Annotated in this window: 13 protein-coding genes and 1 tRNA gene; 10 read left to right on the forward strand and 4 right to left on the reverse strand. The window is 69.7% G+C overall.

Annotated features, from left to right (window positions below; genetic code table 11):
* Positions 1-84: 84 nt before the first annotated feature.
* The 5 genes from N7L95_RS19620 to N7L95_RS19640 all read left to right on the forward strand — a co-directional run bounded on the left by N7L95_RS19620 (position 85) and on the right by N7L95_RS19640 (position 5,533).
* Positions 85-963, forward strand: coding sequence for an NAD kinase (locus tag N7L95_RS19620; RefSeq protein ID WP_301256934.1), 879 nt, complete (start codon positions 85-87; stop codon positions 961-963).
* 1 nt (position 964) lies between these two features.
* Positions 965-2,656: a DNA repair protein RecN gene (gene recN, locus N7L95_RS19625; protein ID WP_301260192.1), complete on the forward strand. Its 1,692-nt coding sequence runs from the start codon at positions 965-967 to the stop codon at positions 2,654-2,656.
* Positions 2,656-3,597 (forward strand): RNase adapter RapZ, encoded by a 942-nt coding sequence (gene rapZ / locus N7L95_RS19630; RefSeq protein ID WP_301256935.1) that lies wholly within the window; start codon positions 2,656-2,658, stop codon positions 3,595-3,597. The genes recN and rapZ overlap by 1 nt, the downstream gene beginning before the upstream one ends.
* Positions 3,594-4,226 carry an LON peptidase substrate-binding domain-containing protein gene (locus tag N7L95_RS19635; protein ID WP_301256936.1) on the forward strand — a complete coding sequence of 211 codons (633 nt, stop codon included), beginning with the start codon at positions 3,594-3,596 and terminating at the stop codon, positions 4,224-4,226. Before rapZ ends, N7L95_RS19635 begins: the two co-directional genes overlap by 4 nt.
* Positions 4,227-4,495: 269 nt before the next feature.
* The gene (locus tag N7L95_RS19640) at positions 4,496-5,533 is read left to right on the forward strand and encodes an aldo/keto reductase (protein ID WP_301256937.1); all 1,038 of its coding nucleotides are present in this window, start codon (positions 4,496-4,498) and stop codon (positions 5,531-5,533) included.
* Positions 5,534-5,572: 39 nt separating this feature from the next.
* On the opposite strand, the gene N7L95_RS19645 is transcribed toward N7L95_RS19640, so the two are convergent.
* From N7L95_RS19645 to mutM, 4 genes are all read right to left on the reverse strand, one after another.
* Complete coding sequence (locus N7L95_RS19645) at positions 5,573-6,508, reverse strand: LysR family transcriptional regulator (protein ID WP_301256938.1); 936 nt, start codon at positions 6,506-6,508, stop codon at positions 5,573-5,575.
* 171 nt (positions 6,509-6,679) lie between these two features.
* Positions 6,680-7,744, reverse strand: coding sequence for an A/G-specific adenine glycosylase (gene mutY / locus N7L95_RS19650; protein ID WP_301256939.1), 1,065 nt, complete (start codon positions 7,742-7,744; stop codon positions 6,680-6,682).
* Positions 7,745-7,793: 49 nt separating this feature from the next.
* Positions 7,794-9,773 (reverse strand): dynamin family protein, encoded by a 1,980-nt coding sequence (locus N7L95_RS19655; RefSeq protein WP_301256940.1) that lies wholly within the window; start codon positions 9,771-9,773, stop codon positions 7,794-7,796.
* 211 nt (positions 9,774-9,984) lie between these two features.
* Complete coding sequence (gene mutM, locus N7L95_RS19660; RefSeq protein WP_301256941.1) at positions 9,985-10,800, reverse strand: bifunctional DNA-formamidopyrimidine glycosylase/DNA-(apurinic or apyrimidinic site) lyase; 816 nt, start codon at positions 10,798-10,800, stop codon at positions 9,985-9,987.
* 81 nt (positions 10,801-10,881) lie between these two features.
* On the opposite strand from mutM, the gene N7L95_RS19665 reads away from it, so the two are divergent.
* The 5 genes from N7L95_RS19665 to N7L95_RS19685 all read left to right on the forward strand — a co-directional run bounded on the left by N7L95_RS19665 (position 10,882) and on the right by N7L95_RS19685 (position 15,485).
* Positions 10,882-12,780, forward strand: a complete 1,899-nt coding sequence (locus N7L95_RS19665; RefSeq protein WP_301256942.1) for a tetratricopeptide repeat protein — start codon at positions 10,882-10,884, stop codon at positions 12,778-12,780.
* Positions 12,777-13,349, forward strand: coding sequence for an outer membrane lipoprotein LolB (locus N7L95_RS19670; RefSeq protein WP_301256943.1), 573 nt, complete (start codon positions 12,777-12,779; stop codon positions 13,347-13,349). The genes N7L95_RS19665 and N7L95_RS19670 overlap by 4 nt, the downstream gene beginning before the upstream one ends.
* A 20-nt stretch (positions 13,350-13,369) precedes the next feature.
* Complete coding sequence (gene ispE / locus N7L95_RS19675; protein WP_301256944.1) at positions 13,370-14,239, forward strand: 4-(cytidine 5'-diphospho)-2-C-methyl-D-erythritol kinase; 870 nt, start codon at positions 13,370-13,372, stop codon at positions 14,237-14,239.
* Between the two features lie 52 nt (positions 14,240-14,291).
* Positions 14,292-14,368 (forward strand) — tRNA-Gln (locus N7L95_RS19680).
* 154 nt (positions 14,369-14,522) lie between these two features.
* The gene (locus N7L95_RS19685; protein ID WP_301256945.1) at positions 14,523-15,485 is read left to right on the forward strand and encodes a ribose-phosphate pyrophosphokinase; all 963 of its coding nucleotides are present in this window, start codon (positions 14,523-14,525) and stop codon (positions 15,483-15,485) included.
* Positions 15,486-15,490: the final 5 nt, after the last annotated feature.

Consider the following 15,490-nt stretch of genomic DNA (forward strand, 5'->3'; position numbering starts at 1 on the left):
GCCCCGGCCAGCGGCGCCTGTCAGGCCTGCAGGGACGGCGCCTGGCACCGCGGTGTGGCAAAGGCGCTGTGGTGTAATCCCGCCATGCAGTCGCGCTTCCGTCATGTGGCCTTGATCGGCAAGTACCAGGCTTCAGGCATCGAGCCTGTGCTGGAGGAAATTGCGCAGTACGTCTCGCGCCTCGGCGCCGATGTCACGCTCGACAGCGACACCGCGCGCAACACCGAGCTGTCGGACTTTCCGACGCTCGATGTGGCCGGCATCGGCGCCCAGTGCGACCTGGCCATCGTGGTCGGCGGCGACGGCACCATGCTGCACATCGCCCGCGAGTTGTCGCGCTACGGGGTGCCCCTGATCGGCATCAACCAGGGGCGCCTCGGCTTCATCACCGATGTGCCGGTGCACCAGGTGGGCGACGTGCTGGGTGCCATGCTGCGCGGCGACTACGAGGAAGAACACCGCACCATGCTCGAAGGACAGGTGCTGCGCGACGGGGAGGTCATCTTCGACGGCATTGCGATGAACGACGTGGTGGTGAGTCGCGGCGCGACCGCCAGCATGGTCGAGCTGCGGGTGGACGTGGAGGACCAGTTCGTCGCCAACTTCCGTGCCGACGGCCTCATCATCGCCTCGCCGACCGGCTCGACCGCCTACGCATTGTCGGCCGGCGGGCCCATCCTGCACCCCGGCATCAAGGGCTGGGTGCTGGTGCCCATTGCACCGCACACCCTGTCGAACCGGCCCATCGTGCTGCCCGATGCCAGCCATGTGACGGTGGAGATCGTTGCCGGCCGCGACGCCAGCGCCAATTTCGACATGCAGAGCCTGGCCAGCCTGCTCCACGGCGACCGCATCCGGGTGCGGCGCTCCGCCCACCAGGTGCGTTTCCTGCATCCCCGTGGCTGGAGCTACTACGCCACCTTGCGCAAGAAGCTGCACTGGAATGAAGGGGTGGGGTCCTGAGATGCTGCGCCGCATCGTCCTGCGTGATTTCGTCATCGTCAGTGAACTCGACCTCGAGCTGGCTGGCGGTTTCTCGGTGCTCACCGGCGAGACCGGCGCGGGCAAATCCATCCTGATCGACGCCCTGCAGCTGGCCCTGGGCAGCCGCGGCGACGCCGGCGTGGTGCGCGAAGGTGCGCAGCGCACCGAGATCACCGCCGCCTTCGACCTGCCCGCCAGCCTGCTGCCCTGGCTCGAAGAGGCCGGCTTCGACAGCGGCGACGAGCTGCTGCTGCGCCGCACCATCGATGCCCAGGGCAAGAGCCGCGCATGGATCAACGGCAGCGCCGCCACCGTCGCGCAGCTGAAGGCCGCCGGCGAGCACCTGGTGGACATCCATGGCCAGCATGCCTGGCAGAGCCTGACGCGCAATGACTCGGTGCGCGCCCTGCTCGATGCCTATGCCGGCACCGAGCTGCAGCCGCTGTCGGCTGCCTGGGGGGCGTGGCGCGAAGCGCAGCAGCGCCTGGACGATGCCCGCAACCGCCAGGCCGACCTCGAGCGGGAGCGTGAACGCCTGAGCTGGCAGATCGGTGAAGTCGACAAGCTGGCGCCCGCCAGCGACGAGTGGGACGAGCTGAATGCCGAGCACAAGCGCCTGAGCCATGCGCAGGCCTTGCTGGACGCGGTGCAGGGCGCCCTGGAAGTCGTCAGTGAAGCCGATGGCAGCGCCGACGAGCTGGCCGGCAAGGCGGTCGAGAAGCTGCAGTCCGTCGCGGAATACGACCAGTCGCTGCAAGGTGTGGTTGACGTGCTGCTGAGCGTTCAGGCCCAGCTGCAGGATGCCTCGCACAGCCTGCACGGCTACCTGCGCCACACGGAGCTGGACCCGCAGCGCCTGCAGGAGCTCGACGAGCGGCTGGCCGCCTGGATCAGCCTGGCACGACGCTACCGCCGTCCGCCCGAGGAACTGCCGGCGCTGCTCGAATCGTGGAAGGACGAGTTGCGGCAACTCGACGCCGCCTCCGACCTGCAGGGGCTGGAGCGCGCCGCAGCGGCCGCCCGCAAACGGTACGACGAGGCGGCGCGGCAGGTGTCGCAGGCGCGCCGCCAGGCGGCGCCGCGGCTGTCCACGGCAGTGACCCAGGCCATGCAGGTGCTGGGCATGGCGGGCGGGCGCTTCGAAGTGGCGCTGGCCGCGCTCGAAGCGCCGCAGTCGTACGGCCTGGAAACGGTCGAGTTCCTGGTCGCCGGCCACGAGGGCAGCACACCGCGGCCGCTGGCCAAGGTGGCTTCCGGCGGCGAGCTGTCGCGCATCTCGCTGGCCATTGCCGTCACCACCAGCCGGCTGGGCGAAGCCGGCACCCTGATCTTCGACGAAATCGACACCGGCGTCGGCGGCGCGGTGGCGGACACCGTCGGCCGGCTGATGAAGCAGCTGGGCCGCGACCGCCAGGTGCTGGCCGTGACCCACCTGCCGCAAGTGGCGGCCTGCGCCGACCAGCACCTGCTGGTCAGCAAGGCCAGCAGCGGCGGCGTCACCACCAGTGGCGTCGCACCGGTCGCCGGCGAGCAGCGGGTGGCCGAGATCGCCCGCATGCTCGGCGGGCAACAGCTGTCGGGCACCAGCTTTGCCCATGCCCAGGAGATGCTGGCCACCGCGACGGCCGAGGCACCCATGCCCGCTGCGCCGGCCCGCCCACGGAAACGTTGATGAGCAGTCCTATCGAAGCCGGTGCCGCCCCCGAGGCCGGCGCCCCCCATTCCAACGGATCCTCGCTGCGCGAAGTCGTGCTCATTACCGGCATCTCCGGTTCGGGCAAGTCGGTCGCGCTGCATGCGCTGGAGGATGCCGGCTACTTCTGTGTCGACAACCTGCCGCCCGAACTGATCGAGAGCTTCGTGGCCCTGGAGCACTCGCGCAGCACGGCACGGCTGGCCATTGCAGCCGACGTGCGCAGCGCCCGCTCGCTGCCCCACCTGCTGCCGGCCATGAACAAGCTGCGCGAGGCCGGCGTGACGGTGCGCTCGGTGTTTCTCGATGCGTCCACCGACACGCTCGTGCGGCGCTTCTCCGAGACCCGGCGGCGTCATCCGCTGTCGGACCAGCACAGCCTGGGCGATGCGCATCGCGCCTTGATCGAGGCCATCGAGCTGGAGCGAGAACTGCTGTCCGACCTGCGTCAATCGGCCAGCGTGGTCGATACCAGCGAGCTGCGCACCGCGCAGCTGCGCAGCTGGATCAAGAACCTGGTGCAGGCACCGGCGGCCAAGCTGACGCTGGTGTTCGAATCCTTTGCGTTCAAGCACGGCGTGCCGCTGGACGCCGACTACATGTTCGACGTGCGCGTGCTGCCCAACCCCTACTACGTGCGGGAGCTGCGCCCGCAGACCGGCCGCGACGCCGACGTGATCGACTACCTCGAGAACCAGCCGGAAGTGCCGGAAATGGTGGCCCAGATCGAGGCCTTCATCCGCCGCTGGCTGCCCGCCTTCGAGCAGGACCAGCGCAACTACCTCACCGTGGCCATCGGCTGCACCGGCGGGCAGCATCGGTCGGTGTACTGCGTCGAGCAGCTCGCGCAGCGCTTCCGTGCCCGGGGTGCCACCCTGGTCCGGCACCGGGAGCTCGATGCGCGGGAGGCCGCGGCATGAGCCCCGCCACCGTCGACCTGCAGGGCCTGCCCCTGTTCCCGCTGCAATCGGTGCTGTTTCCTGATGGCCTGCTGGGACTCAAGGTGTTCGAGGCCCGCTACCTCGACCTGATGGGCACCTGCCTGCGCGAAAACCGCTCCTTCGGCGTGGTGGCCCTGCGGCGCGGGCAGGAAGTGAAGCTGCCGGCCGATGCGATCGAGTTCGAGCCGGTCGGCTGCCTGGCCGAGTTGATCGATGTGGACAGCACCCAGCCCGGCATCCTGCATGTGCGCTGCCGCGGCGGGCGACGCTTCCGGGCGCTCGACAGCTGGCAGGGCGAGGACGGCCTCTGGACGGCCGAGGTGGAGCTGATCGACCACGACGCCGCTGCGCTGCCCACCCGCGAGTTGCTGAGCACCGCGACCGCGCTGGCCCAGCTGATCCAGACGATGAAGCAGAAGGAGCAGGGCGCGCTGCCTTTCCTCGAGCCCTACCGGTTCGACGACGCCGGCTGGATCGCCAACCGCTGGTGCGAGATCCTGCCCATCCCGCTGGCCGCACGCCAGAAGCTGATGGAGCTGGACGACCCGCTGGTGCGACTGCAGCTGGTCCACCAGTTCCTGCGGCAAAAGCGCATCCTCGACAGCTGAGGCACCGGCCGCCGGTGGCCGGTGGGCCCTGCGGCTGCCTGCCGCGGCATCGGTGCGTTTCCTTCCGCTTCCTCCCAGGTATCGGCTCGGCTTCTTCTGCTTGGCGCCTTCGTTGCCCCCATCCGCGGGGCGCGCGGCGCTGCGCGGGGTGGTGATGCCGCGCCGGTATTGCCGAATCCGGAATTCCGCGCGGCTGGCTGCATCGGCACCATCGCTGGCGTGTGGGCATGGCCATCCCGGCGGCGCCCCGGAACCAGGAGAAGATCGAGATGCACACCACCCCCGTCACCCCGACCGCCTCGCCGCTGCCGCAGCGCCGGCTGGGCCAGCAGCTGAGCGTGTCGGCCCTCGGCTATGGCGCGATGGGCATGAGCGAGTTCTACGGCCCGTCGGACGATGCGGCCTCCATGGCCTTGCTGCATGAGGTGGTCGATCGTGGCGTCACGCTGATCGACACGGCGGACGTCTATGGTCGCGGCCACAACGAGCGGCTGATTGGCGAGTTCCTGCGCTCGCGCCATGCCGAGGTGGCCGCCGGCCAGCTGAAGGTGGCCACCAAATGCGGTATCGAGCGGCCGGCCGATGCCGCCTATGCCCGGCGCATCAACAACGAACCGGCCTACCTCCGCCGCTGCTGCGAGGCGTCGCTGCAGCGGCTCGGGCTGGAGCGCATCGACCTGTTCTACCTGCACCGGGTGGACCCCGCCGCCGACCTTGAAGCGACCATGGACTGCCTGGCTCGGCTGGTGCAGCAGGGCAAGATCGCGCATGTGGGCCTGTGCGAGGTGTCGGCCCGCACGCTGGAGCGGGCCCACCGGCTGCATCCGGTGGCGGCCTTGCAGAGCGAGTACTCCCTGTGGAGCCGCGAGGTCGAGCACGACATCCTGCCGGCCACCCGGGCACTGGGCATCGGCCTGGTGGCCTACTCGCCGCTCGGCCGCGGCTTCCTCACCGGGCGGCTCAACAGCACGCAGGGGCTGGCGGAAGGGGACTTCCGGCGGAGCAACCCGCGCTTCGAGGCCGACAACCTGGCCCACAACCTGCGCCTGCTGGACAGCGTGCGCGCCGTCGCCGCTCGCCACGGCGCCACGCCGGGCCAAGTGGCACTCGCCTGGTTGCTGGCCCAGGGCGGGCACATCGTGCCGATCCCCGGCACCCGGCGCCTGGCCTACCTGCAGGAGAACCTGGCGGCCCTGTCGGTGCAGCTCCATGCCGATGACCTGCAGCAGCTCGACCGCGACCTGGCGCCCGGGCAGGTGCGCGGCATGCGCTACACCGCCGAGGGCATGAAGGGCATCCATGCCTGATGCGGCCTGGCCCGACGGCCGCTGCACGGCAGCACCGGCTCAGGGGTGGGGCGCCATCGCCTGGCGGATCATCTCGATCCGCTCCAGCACCGCCGGCCGGGCCTCGGCGGCGCGCCACACCAGTTGCAGCTGGATGCCCAGCAGCTGCTCCAGCGCCTCGTCGAGCGCCCGGTAGACCACGCCGATGCGCGAGGCCGCCCGCATCGACGCCGGGCAGAGGGCCAGGCCTTCGCCGGCCGCCACGCCGGCCAGCAGCCGGGTGAAGTCGCTCGGCTCCAGCCGCCGCGGCGGCGCGTAGCCTTGCACGCGGAACACGCGCTCGCACTTGTCGTAGAAGGCCGGGTTGTCGGCACGCGGAAACCAGAACAGCGGCGTGTCTCCCAGGTCGCGCAAGCGCAGGCGATCCTGCCCGGCGGCCGGGTGGTTGGCCGGCAGGGCCACCAGCATCGACTCCCGCACGAGGGCCTGCACGCTCAGGTCCTCGGTGGGCGCGGCGATGTCGCCGACGATGGCCATGTCGAGCCGGCCACGGCGCACCCGCTCCACCAACTGCCGGGAGTAGGCGCGCTCCAGGGCCTGGCCGCTGGCGAAGCGCGGATCGCTGAGCAGCGCGTCGAGGTGCGGCATCAGCGAGAAGTCGACCACGCTGGTGAGGCCGATGCGCGGTGCGCCACCCGCTGCGGGCTCATCCTCGACGAACTGCTGGACGGACCCGACCGCGGCATCCAGCGCCTTGAGGACGGCGTGGACGTCCCGATGGAAGGCCTCCCCGGCCGGGGTGAGGCTCACCTGGTGGGTGTCACGCCGCAGCAGCCGGACCCGCAACTGGTCCTCCAGGCCCTGGATCTGCCGCGACAGTGGCGGCTGGGTCATGTTCAGCCGGTCCGCCGCGCGCCTGAAGTTCAACTCCTCGGCGACGGCGACGAAACATTGCAGGGCCTTCAGGCTGGGCAGGTGGTTCGAAGGGTGGCGCATGGCAGGCAGGCCCCGGCATGCGGGGCGAGTGGTGTCGTCGCTGAGAGCGGCGAGGCTGGCCGATTCTTGCGGTGCGGCTGCGGGCCGGCAAGCGCCTGGGGCTGACTCGCAGCGCACAGGCACCTCAGCCGGGCCGGTGCTTCGCCGGGATACGGCTGGGCGTCCGGTGCGTCAGCGCCGCGCGAGCAGCTTTCGCAAGGGCGCCGGCAGGCCCACGTCGGCAAGCCGGGCATAGGGCACCCACTGCCCGCCGGTCCAGGCGGGCGGCTTCTGCACGGCCAGCCGCACCGGGTGCAGCACCCAGTCGAAGTGCGTCAACGTGTGCTCGATGCTCGGCTGTGGCAGGGCCTGCCCGCCGAGGGCGGCGGCCGCTTCTGCCAGCGCCTCTGCACTGGCGTATTCGGGCAGGCTGTAGAGGCCGGCCCAGACGCCGGTGTCGGGCCGCTGGGTCAACCACACCCGGTCTTCATGTTCCAGCCACAGCCACCAGTTCTCGCGCCGCGAGCGCTTGAGCTTGCGGCTCTTCACCGGATAGGCGTCGGGCCGGCCCTCGGCGCGGCCGCGGCACAAGGCCTGCGCCGGGCAAAGCAGGCAGCTGGGCGAGCGCGCCAGGCAGACCGTGGCACCGAGGTCCATCAGGCCCTGGGTATAGCTCTCGATGCCCTGCTCCGGCAGCAGCTGCACCGCGGCTGCCCACAGCTCGCGCTCGTGGCGTGTCGAGGCCAGGTCCTCGCCATAGGCCAGCACCCGGGTCAGCACCCGCTTCACGTTGCCGTCCAGGATGGCCGCCCGCTCGCCATAGCAGAAGGCCGCGATGGCGGCCGCGGTGGAACGACCGATGCCGGGCAGGGTCTCCAGGTCGGCCGCAGTGGGCGGAAAGCGACCCTGCCACTGGTCGCGCACCGCCTGCGCGCAGCGGTGCAGGTTGCGCGCGCGGCTGTAGTAGCCGAGGCCGCTCCAGGCGGCCAGCACATCGTCCAGCGGCGCATCGGCCAGCGCCACCACGTCGGGGAAGCGCTGCAGGAAACGGTCGTAGTAGCCCAGCACCGTGCTCACCTGGGTCTGCTGCAGCATGATCTCTGACAGCCAGACGCGATAGGGGTCGCGCGTCTGCTGCCAGGGCAGGCGGTGGCGGCCATGCTGGCGCTGCCACTCCACCACCCGGTGGCCGAAGGCAGCGCGGATCGACTCGAAGTCGGGCAGGGCGGGCGGAGAGGGGTGTTCGCTTCCGGTCATCGGGCAGGGCAGGGCACCGCCCGCAGGCGGTGCCGCACCAGGGCAGGCATCAGTGGCTGGCGGCCGTGCCGGTCATCGGCAGGGCGATTTCGAGGGCGTCGGCGGCCGGCAGCGGCCCGGTGGCGGCGGCATGCACCTGGGCCAGCAGCGTGGCCAGGCGGGCCTGCAGCTGACGCAACCGGTCTTCCTGCGCCTCCACTTCGAGGATGCGGGTTTCCAGCTCGCTGCTGGCGGCCTGCACCCGCTCCAGCGATTCGCGGCGGCGCTTGAAGTTGCGGCGCCGGTCGCGCAGCTGGGAGTCGATCTGCGAGGACGCCGCCTTGTTCCACAACTCCAGCTCGCCGGAGGCGCCCTCGAACACCACCCGCAGCTTGGACACCAGCATGCGGCGGAACTGCTCCATGAAGCGGCCCTGCGACAGCCGCAGCGCATGCGAGAGCCCCAGGTACTGCATGTAGTTGCGCTCGATGAGGTCGAGGTCGCGAATGAAGCGCGAGAGGTCGGGGGCCTTTGGCGCTGCCAGGCCAAAACCGAACTCGGCGTTGAGCTTGTCGAAGGAGGCGCCCAGCATCTGGTGGATCTCGCTGCCCTTGGCCTGTGCCTCGGCCAACCGGCCACGCAGCACGCCGCACATTTCGGAGAAGGCGCGCTTGGCACCGAGGTTCAGGATGGCGCCACGCAGCTTCTCCTGCAGCACTTCTGTGCGCTCTCGCACGACGTCGTTGCTGATGGTCAGCAGCGCCTCCTTCAGCATGCGGGTGTGCACCGCGCGCATCGCCTGCACGCGCGAGATGCACTGCTCGAATTCGGCGCTTTCGGCGCCCACCCGCTTGAGCATCAGGCTCACCATGGTGCTGTTCTTGCCGCGCAGGCCGCGCAGCTCGAGCAACTGCTCGGCCATCTGGCGGCGGCGGTCCGAGAGGCTGCGGCCGACCTGGCTGTCGATGTGGGCCGTGCCGTCGAGCACCGCCTGCTGCAGCACCTCGCGCCGTTGCGGCAGCAATTGCTGGCCGAGCGCGTCCTCGAGCGCCAGGATGCGGCTGGCCCGCAGGTCGTCGGCATCGCCGGCGACACGGGCCGTCAGGGCCAGCTTGGCCGAGATCGGAAACACCCGCGTCTCCGGCACGCCGAGGATCTCGGCCGTCTGCGCCCGCTGGCGGGCGATGTGGATCTCGGTTTCGGCCTGCGGGCTGAGCGGGTCGCTCAGCGTGTCGATCTTGTTCAGCGCCACATAGCGGGCCAGCGCCTGGCCGCAGAGGTGGTCGCGCCACATCGCCAGGTCGGACTTGGTCACGCCGGTGTCGGCCGCCAGGATGAACACCGTCGCATGCGCCGAAGGCAGCAGGCTCACGGTCAGCTCTGGCTCGGCGCCGATCGCATTGAGGCCCGGCGTGTCCAGCACCACCAGGCCGCGCTTGAGCAGGGGATGGGGGTAGTTGATGATCGCGTGCCGCCAGGCCGGCACCTCCACCAGGCCGTTCGCATCGTGTGGCGGGTTGTCCTGCGGGCGGGCATCGTCCCAGAAGCCAAGTTCGCGGGCCGCTTCCATCGGCACCTTCTTGGTCTGCATCACCTGCAGCAACTCGTCGGCCAGCAGGTCGGGCCGCTTGATGTTCAGGGGCACCTGCTTCCAGGCGCCGGCATGACCGCGCAACTCGCCCAGCGACTGGTGGTGCAGGCGAGTGTCGATGTCCAGCAGGCGCAGCGAGGGCGGCTCGTCGGCGTCGTAGCTCAGCTCCACCGGGCACATCGTGGTGCGCCCCGGCGTCGCCGGCAGGATGCGGCGGCCGGTGTCGGCGAAGAAGATCGCGTTGATCAGCTCCGACTTGCCGCGCGAGAATTCGGCCACGAAGGCCACCACCAGCTTCTCGCCGCCCAGGCGTTGGGCCAGTGCGTCGAGCAGCTCCGCACCGGGCTGATCGAGCAGGTCGTGCTCGAAGAGGAAGCGGGACAGCTCCCGAAGCCGCGACTCCAGACCTGTGCGCCACGCGCTGAGCGCGTCGAGCTTGTTAGCAAAAGACGGGGCCATGAAGGTACGCCGGCAAGGGAACAACACGAAGACCCCAGGATGGTAGCCCAAGGCCGGCCGGTCAAGGCCGGGCGGGCGCTTTGTCGCGGCAGCGCTGCGTTCTACTGCTCGACTTGCACGGATGTTACCGGTTGTTGCCTCGATGTCGGGTGGAGGGAGGGTGCGCGCCGCCTGCTCGATTGTTCCGCGCGCCGGCCGGTCGCAGGGCGCATCAGCGCTTCTGGCAGCTCGGGCAAAAAAACGTCGAGCGCTGGCCCTGCACGATACGACGCACCGGCGTGGCGCATGCATGGCAGGCCAGGCCTTCGCGGTCGTAGACCTGGGCCTCCAGCTGGAAAGCGCCGTTGTGGCCCTGAGCGTCACGGAAGTCTCGCAGCGTCGAGCCGCCGGCCTCGAGCGCGCGCGTCAGCGTGGCCCGCACCGCATCCACCAGCCGCTGGCAGCGCGCCAGGCTGACCCGGCCGGCCATGGCGCGCGGGTCGATGCCAGCGCGGAACAGTGCCTCGGACGCATAGATGTTGCCGACGCCCACCACCACATCGCCGGCCAGCAGCGCCTGCTTGATCGCGACCCGCCGGCCGCGCAGGCGGCCGTGCAGGAAGGCGGCGGTGAAACCCGCGTCGAAGGGCTCGATGCCGAGCGTGCCCAGCAGCTTGGCGGCCGGCTCGCTTGCCAGCGAACTCGACCACACCACCGCGCCAAAGCGGCGTGGATCGTGCAGGCGCAGCACGCCATGGCTGGTTTGCAGGTCGAAGTGGTCATGCGGGCCGGGCGGTGGCGCTTCGGCCGAAAAGCTGAGCGAGCCCGACATGCCCAGGTGCAGCAGCAGCCCGCCGCGCTCCAGTGCGAGCCAGAGGTACTTGCCGCGGCGGCTCACCTCGCCGACCGCCTGGCCAACGAATGCTGCCGGGTCGCAGCCCAGCGGCCAGCGCAGCGGCTTGCCCAGCCGCACCGCTTGCACGCGCGCCCCGCGGATGCGCTCGGCGAAGCTCAATCGCGTGACTTCAACTTCCGGTAACTCAGGCATCGGGGAATTATCAGGCGCTTCGTAGAATCAGACCGGCGTGGGGGCGCGGAATTTGCATCCCCGGTTTCAGGAGCCTTGTTTATGCCGCGTGCCGCCCCCTTGTTCCGCCTGCTCTCGGTCACGGCCTGTCTTGCCGGCGTTTTCGCCGGCCTGCCGCAGGCCGCTGCTGCCGCCCCGAAGGAGCTGGCGCCTGCCGAAGCGCCTGCGTCGGCGGCACCGGTGGACAAGAATTCCGAGCTGGGCGCGGCCCTGTTCTACCAACTCTTGATCGGCGAGATGGAGCTGCGCTCGGGCAATGCCGGCGCGGCTTACGAGATCCTGCTGGACGGTGCCCGCAAGTCCAGTGACGAGCGCTTGTTTCGCCGTGCAGTCGAGATCGCGGTGCAGGGCCGTGCCGGCGACCAGGCCCTGGCTGCCGCCCAGGCCTGGCGCACCTCGCTGCCTCGCTCGGTGGAGGCGCACCGCTTCGCTGCACAGTTGCTGGTGGGCCTGAACCGGCCGGCCGAGGCGCTCGACCCGCTGCGCGCACTGCTGGCCAACACGCCGGCCAATGAACGCGCGGCCACCATCGTGCTGCTGCCGCGCCTGTTCGCGCGCGCCGCGGACATCAAGACCCTGACCGGCGTGCTGGAGCAGGCCCTGCAGCCTTACGCCTCGATTCCTCAGACCCAGGTGGCGGTGCTGGTGTCGAACGGCCGCATGCGGCTGCTGTCCGAGGAGCCGCAGCGCGCCTTGGCGCTGGCCGAGCAGGCCCACCGGCTCGACCCCGCCGCCGAAGCGCCGGCGGTCCTCGCCCTGGAGCTGCTGCCGACCCAGCCGCAGGCCGAAGCGATACTCAAGGGCCATCTGCAGGCCAAGCCGCAGAGCGGTGCCTTGCGCCTGGCCTATGTGCGCTCGCTGGTCAGCCTGCAACGCTATGGCGAAGCGGCGGCGCAGCTGGAGCAGGCCACCCAGGCCAACCCCGCGATGGCGCCGGCCTGGCTGAGCCTGGGTGCCCTCAAGCTCGAGCTCAAGCAGCCGCGCGAGGCCGAGCGCGCGCTGCGTCGTTTCGTCGAGTTGCGCCAGGCCGCGGCCGCCAAGGCAGCCACAGCGGCGGCTGCCGCTTCGGCGGCCAGTGCAGCGACACCGGCGGCACAGGCCGACAGCGACACCAACACCGATACCGACGACGACCCGGATGGCGACGGCGGCGTGGCGCTGGAGTCGCCCTCCGACGCACTGACACAGGCCTACCTGCTGCTGGCCCAGGCCGCCGAGGAGCAGCGTGACTTCACCCAGGCCGAGTCCTGGCTGGCGAAGATCGATGCGGGCCAGAACCCACTGACCGTGCAGGCGCGGCGTGCGGCGCTGCTGGCCAAGCAGGGCCGCGTGGGCGACGGCCGCGCCTTGCTGCGAGCCAGCCCCGAGCGCTCGCCACAGGACGCCCGTGCCAAGCTGCTGGCCGAGGCCCACCTGCTGCGCGACCTGAAGGACTGGGGCGAGTCCTACCGCGTGCTGGTGCAGGCCAACGGGCGTTTCCCGGAGGACGTGGACCTGCTCTACGAACAGGCCATGATCGCGGAGAAGCTGCAGCGGGTCGACGAAATGGAGCGCCTGTTGCGCCGGGTGATCGAGCTCAAGCCGGACCACTACCACGCCTACAACGCACTCGGCTACACGCTGGCCGATCGCAACACCCGGCTGCCGGAGGCCCGCGACCTGGTCGCCAAGGCGCTGGAGCTGGCGCCGAACGAGCCTTTCATCATCGACAGCCTGGGCTGGATCGAATACCGCATGGGCCGCCGCGAAGAGGCGCTGCAGCACTTGCAGCGCGCCTACAAGGCGCGCCCCGACACCGAGATTGCCGCCCACCTGGGCGAGGTGCTGTGGGCGCTGGGGCGCCATGACGAGGCGCGCAAGGTCTGGCGCGAAGGGCGCGACAAGGACGCCGGCAACGACGTGCTCAAGGAAACGCTGGTGCGTCTGAGGGTGGGGCTGTGAGGTGCTTGTCCTGGCGCGGCGCGCGGTGGCGCGCCTGGCCGGCGCTGGGCCTGCTGGCGCTGGCCGTGCTGGCCGGTTGTGCCAGCCAGCCAGCGGCCGAGCAGGGTGACGCCCTGCCGGTGGCGGCGTCTGGCCGGCTGGCGGTGCGGGTCGAGCCCGACATGCCGGGCTCGCGGGTGCGTGCCTCCAGCGGTGCCTTCGAGCTGCTGGGCCGGCCCGAGCGAGGTGAACTGCGCTTGTCTTCTCCGCTCGGCAGCCTGCTGGCAGTGGCGTCGTGGCAACCCGGCGAAGCGTGGTTGCGCGCCGACGGGCAGGCGCGCCGCTTCGCCGACCTCGACGAGCTGACCCGGGAGATGGTGGGCGAGGCGGTGCCGGTCGCTGCCTTGTTCGACTGGCTGCGCGGCCAGCCCTGGGGCGAGGCGCCGAGCGAGCCGCTGCCCGACGGCCAGCCCGGCTTCGTGCAACTCGGCTGGCAGGTCCACCTGGGCCAGGCGGCCGAGGGCCTGGTCACCGCAGTGCGGGTGACCCCGCCGGCGGTCACCGTGCGGGCCAAGCTCGACCCCTCCTGAGCACGGGTGGTGCCCTCTCCATGCTGAAGTGCCTCTATGACGTGCCGGCTCCTGCCAAGCTGAACCTTTTCCTTCACATCGTCGGCAGGCGGCCGGATGGCTACCACCTCCTGCAGTCGGTCTTCGTGCCGATCGACTGGTGCGACACCCTGCATTTCGAGCGCCGTGACGACGGCCGCATCGCCCGCCACGACCTGGGTGCCGTCCTGCCGGCCGACGACCTCTGCCTGCGCGCGGCCCGCGCGCTGCAGGCCGCCAGTGGCAGCCGCCACGGCGTGGACATCTCCATCCGCAAGGAGGTGCCGTGGGGGGCCGGCCTGGGCGGCGGCAGCTCCGATGCCGCCAGCACGCTGCTGGCACTCAACCGCCTCTGGGGCCTGAACTGGAGCCGCAGCCGCTTGATGGAGCTCGCCGTGACGCTGGGCGCCGACCTGCCGTTCTTCCTCGGCGACGGCCCGGCGTGGGTCGAGGGCATCGGCGAGCGCTTGACCCCACTGCGCCTGGCTGGCGAGCGGTTCTATGTGGTGAAGCCGAAGGCGAGTTTGCCGACCGCAGAAATTTTTCGCAGCCCCCTCTTGGCACGTGATTCATCGCCTGCTATAGTCATGGACTTTCTTGCACAGCAAAGCGGTTTCGGCAAGAACGATATGCAAGCAGCAGCTCAGGCGCTGTGCGCAGAAGTCGAAGAAGCCGCCGTGTTGCTCAAGAGCCGTTTTGGCAACAGCCGCATGACGGGCTCGGGTAGCGCGGTATTCGCGAGGGTGCAAGAGAAAATCGGCGTTGAAAACGACGCGGCTTTTGTGGAAGATATTCAGCTTCCCGAAGGCTGGATCGGGAGACAATGTCGAAGTCTGGAGTCTCACCCGCTCAAGGGTTGGCTCACAGACTGAACGCGACGATTGAAGGCTGGCGCTGCAGCTTGTCTGTAGCGAGGGCCGGTGTAGGGGAGTCGCCAAGTCGGTTAAGGCATCGGATTTTGATTCCGACATTCGAGGGTTCGAATCCTTCCTCCCCTGCCAAACCATCCTGGAACCTCTGGACCGCATTCTTCCAAGAATGACGATCCAGAGGTTCTGCAGTTTTGAGCGATGCCCGTGCTGGTGCGTGTGTGCCGGGGTGACGACTTTCAAGACGGTCTCGACACTGTCACTGTAGCCCTCGACGGAGAGGAAGATGCTGTCCGACACCTTGCTGTTCACCGGCAACGCGAATCCCTCGCTCTCGCAAGAGATCGCCAATCATCTCGGCCTGTCCCTGGGCCAGGCCTCGGTGGGCCGCTTCTCCGACGGTGAAGTCACCGTCGAAATCCAGCAGAACGTGCGTGCCCGCGATGTCTTCATCGTGCAGCCAACCTGCGCGCCCACCAACGAGCACCTGATGGAGCTGTGCATCATGGCCGACGCGCTCAAGCGCGCCTCGGCCCGACGCATCACCGCCGTCATCCCCTATTTCGGCTATGCCCGCCAGGACCGCCGGCCGCGCTCGACGCGCGTGCCCATCAGCGCAAAGGTGGTGGCCAACATGCTGGAGGTCGTCGGCATCAACCGCGTGCTGACGATGGACCTGCACGCTGACCAGATCCAGGGCTTCTTCGATATCCCGGTCGACAACATCTACGCGTCGCCGGTGCTGCTGTCCGATCTGAAGTCGCGCAACTACGAAGACCTGGTGGTCGTGTCGCCCGACGTCGGTGGCGTGGTGCGGGCGCGTGCGCTGGCCAAGCAGCTGGGCTGCGACCTGGCCATCATCGACAAGCGCCGTCCCAAGGCCAACGTGTCCGAGGTGATGCACGTCATCGGCGAGATCGAAGGCCGCAACTGCGTGATCATGGACGACATGATCGACACCGCCGGCACGCTGGTGAAGGCGGCCGAGGTGCTGAAGGAGCGGGGCGCGAAGTCGGTCTACGCCTATTGCACCCACCCGGTGTTCTCGGGCCCGGCACTGGAGCGCATCCGCACCTCGGCGCTGGATGAAGTCGTCATCACCAACACCATTCCGCTGGCCGAGGCTGCCAAGCCGATCACCAAGATCCGCCAGCTGTCGGTGGCTTTCCTGTTTGCCGAAACCATCCGCCGGATTTCCGACGGCGAGTCGGTGACTTCCCTGTTCTCGGAGCAGAACAACAACTTCTGATGCCG

Source organism: Eleftheria terrae (assembly GCF_030419005.1).
In the GTDB taxonomy this organism is placed as follows: domain Bacteria; phylum Pseudomonadota; class Gammaproteobacteria; order Burkholderiales; family Burkholderiaceae_C; genus Caldimonas; species Caldimonas terrae.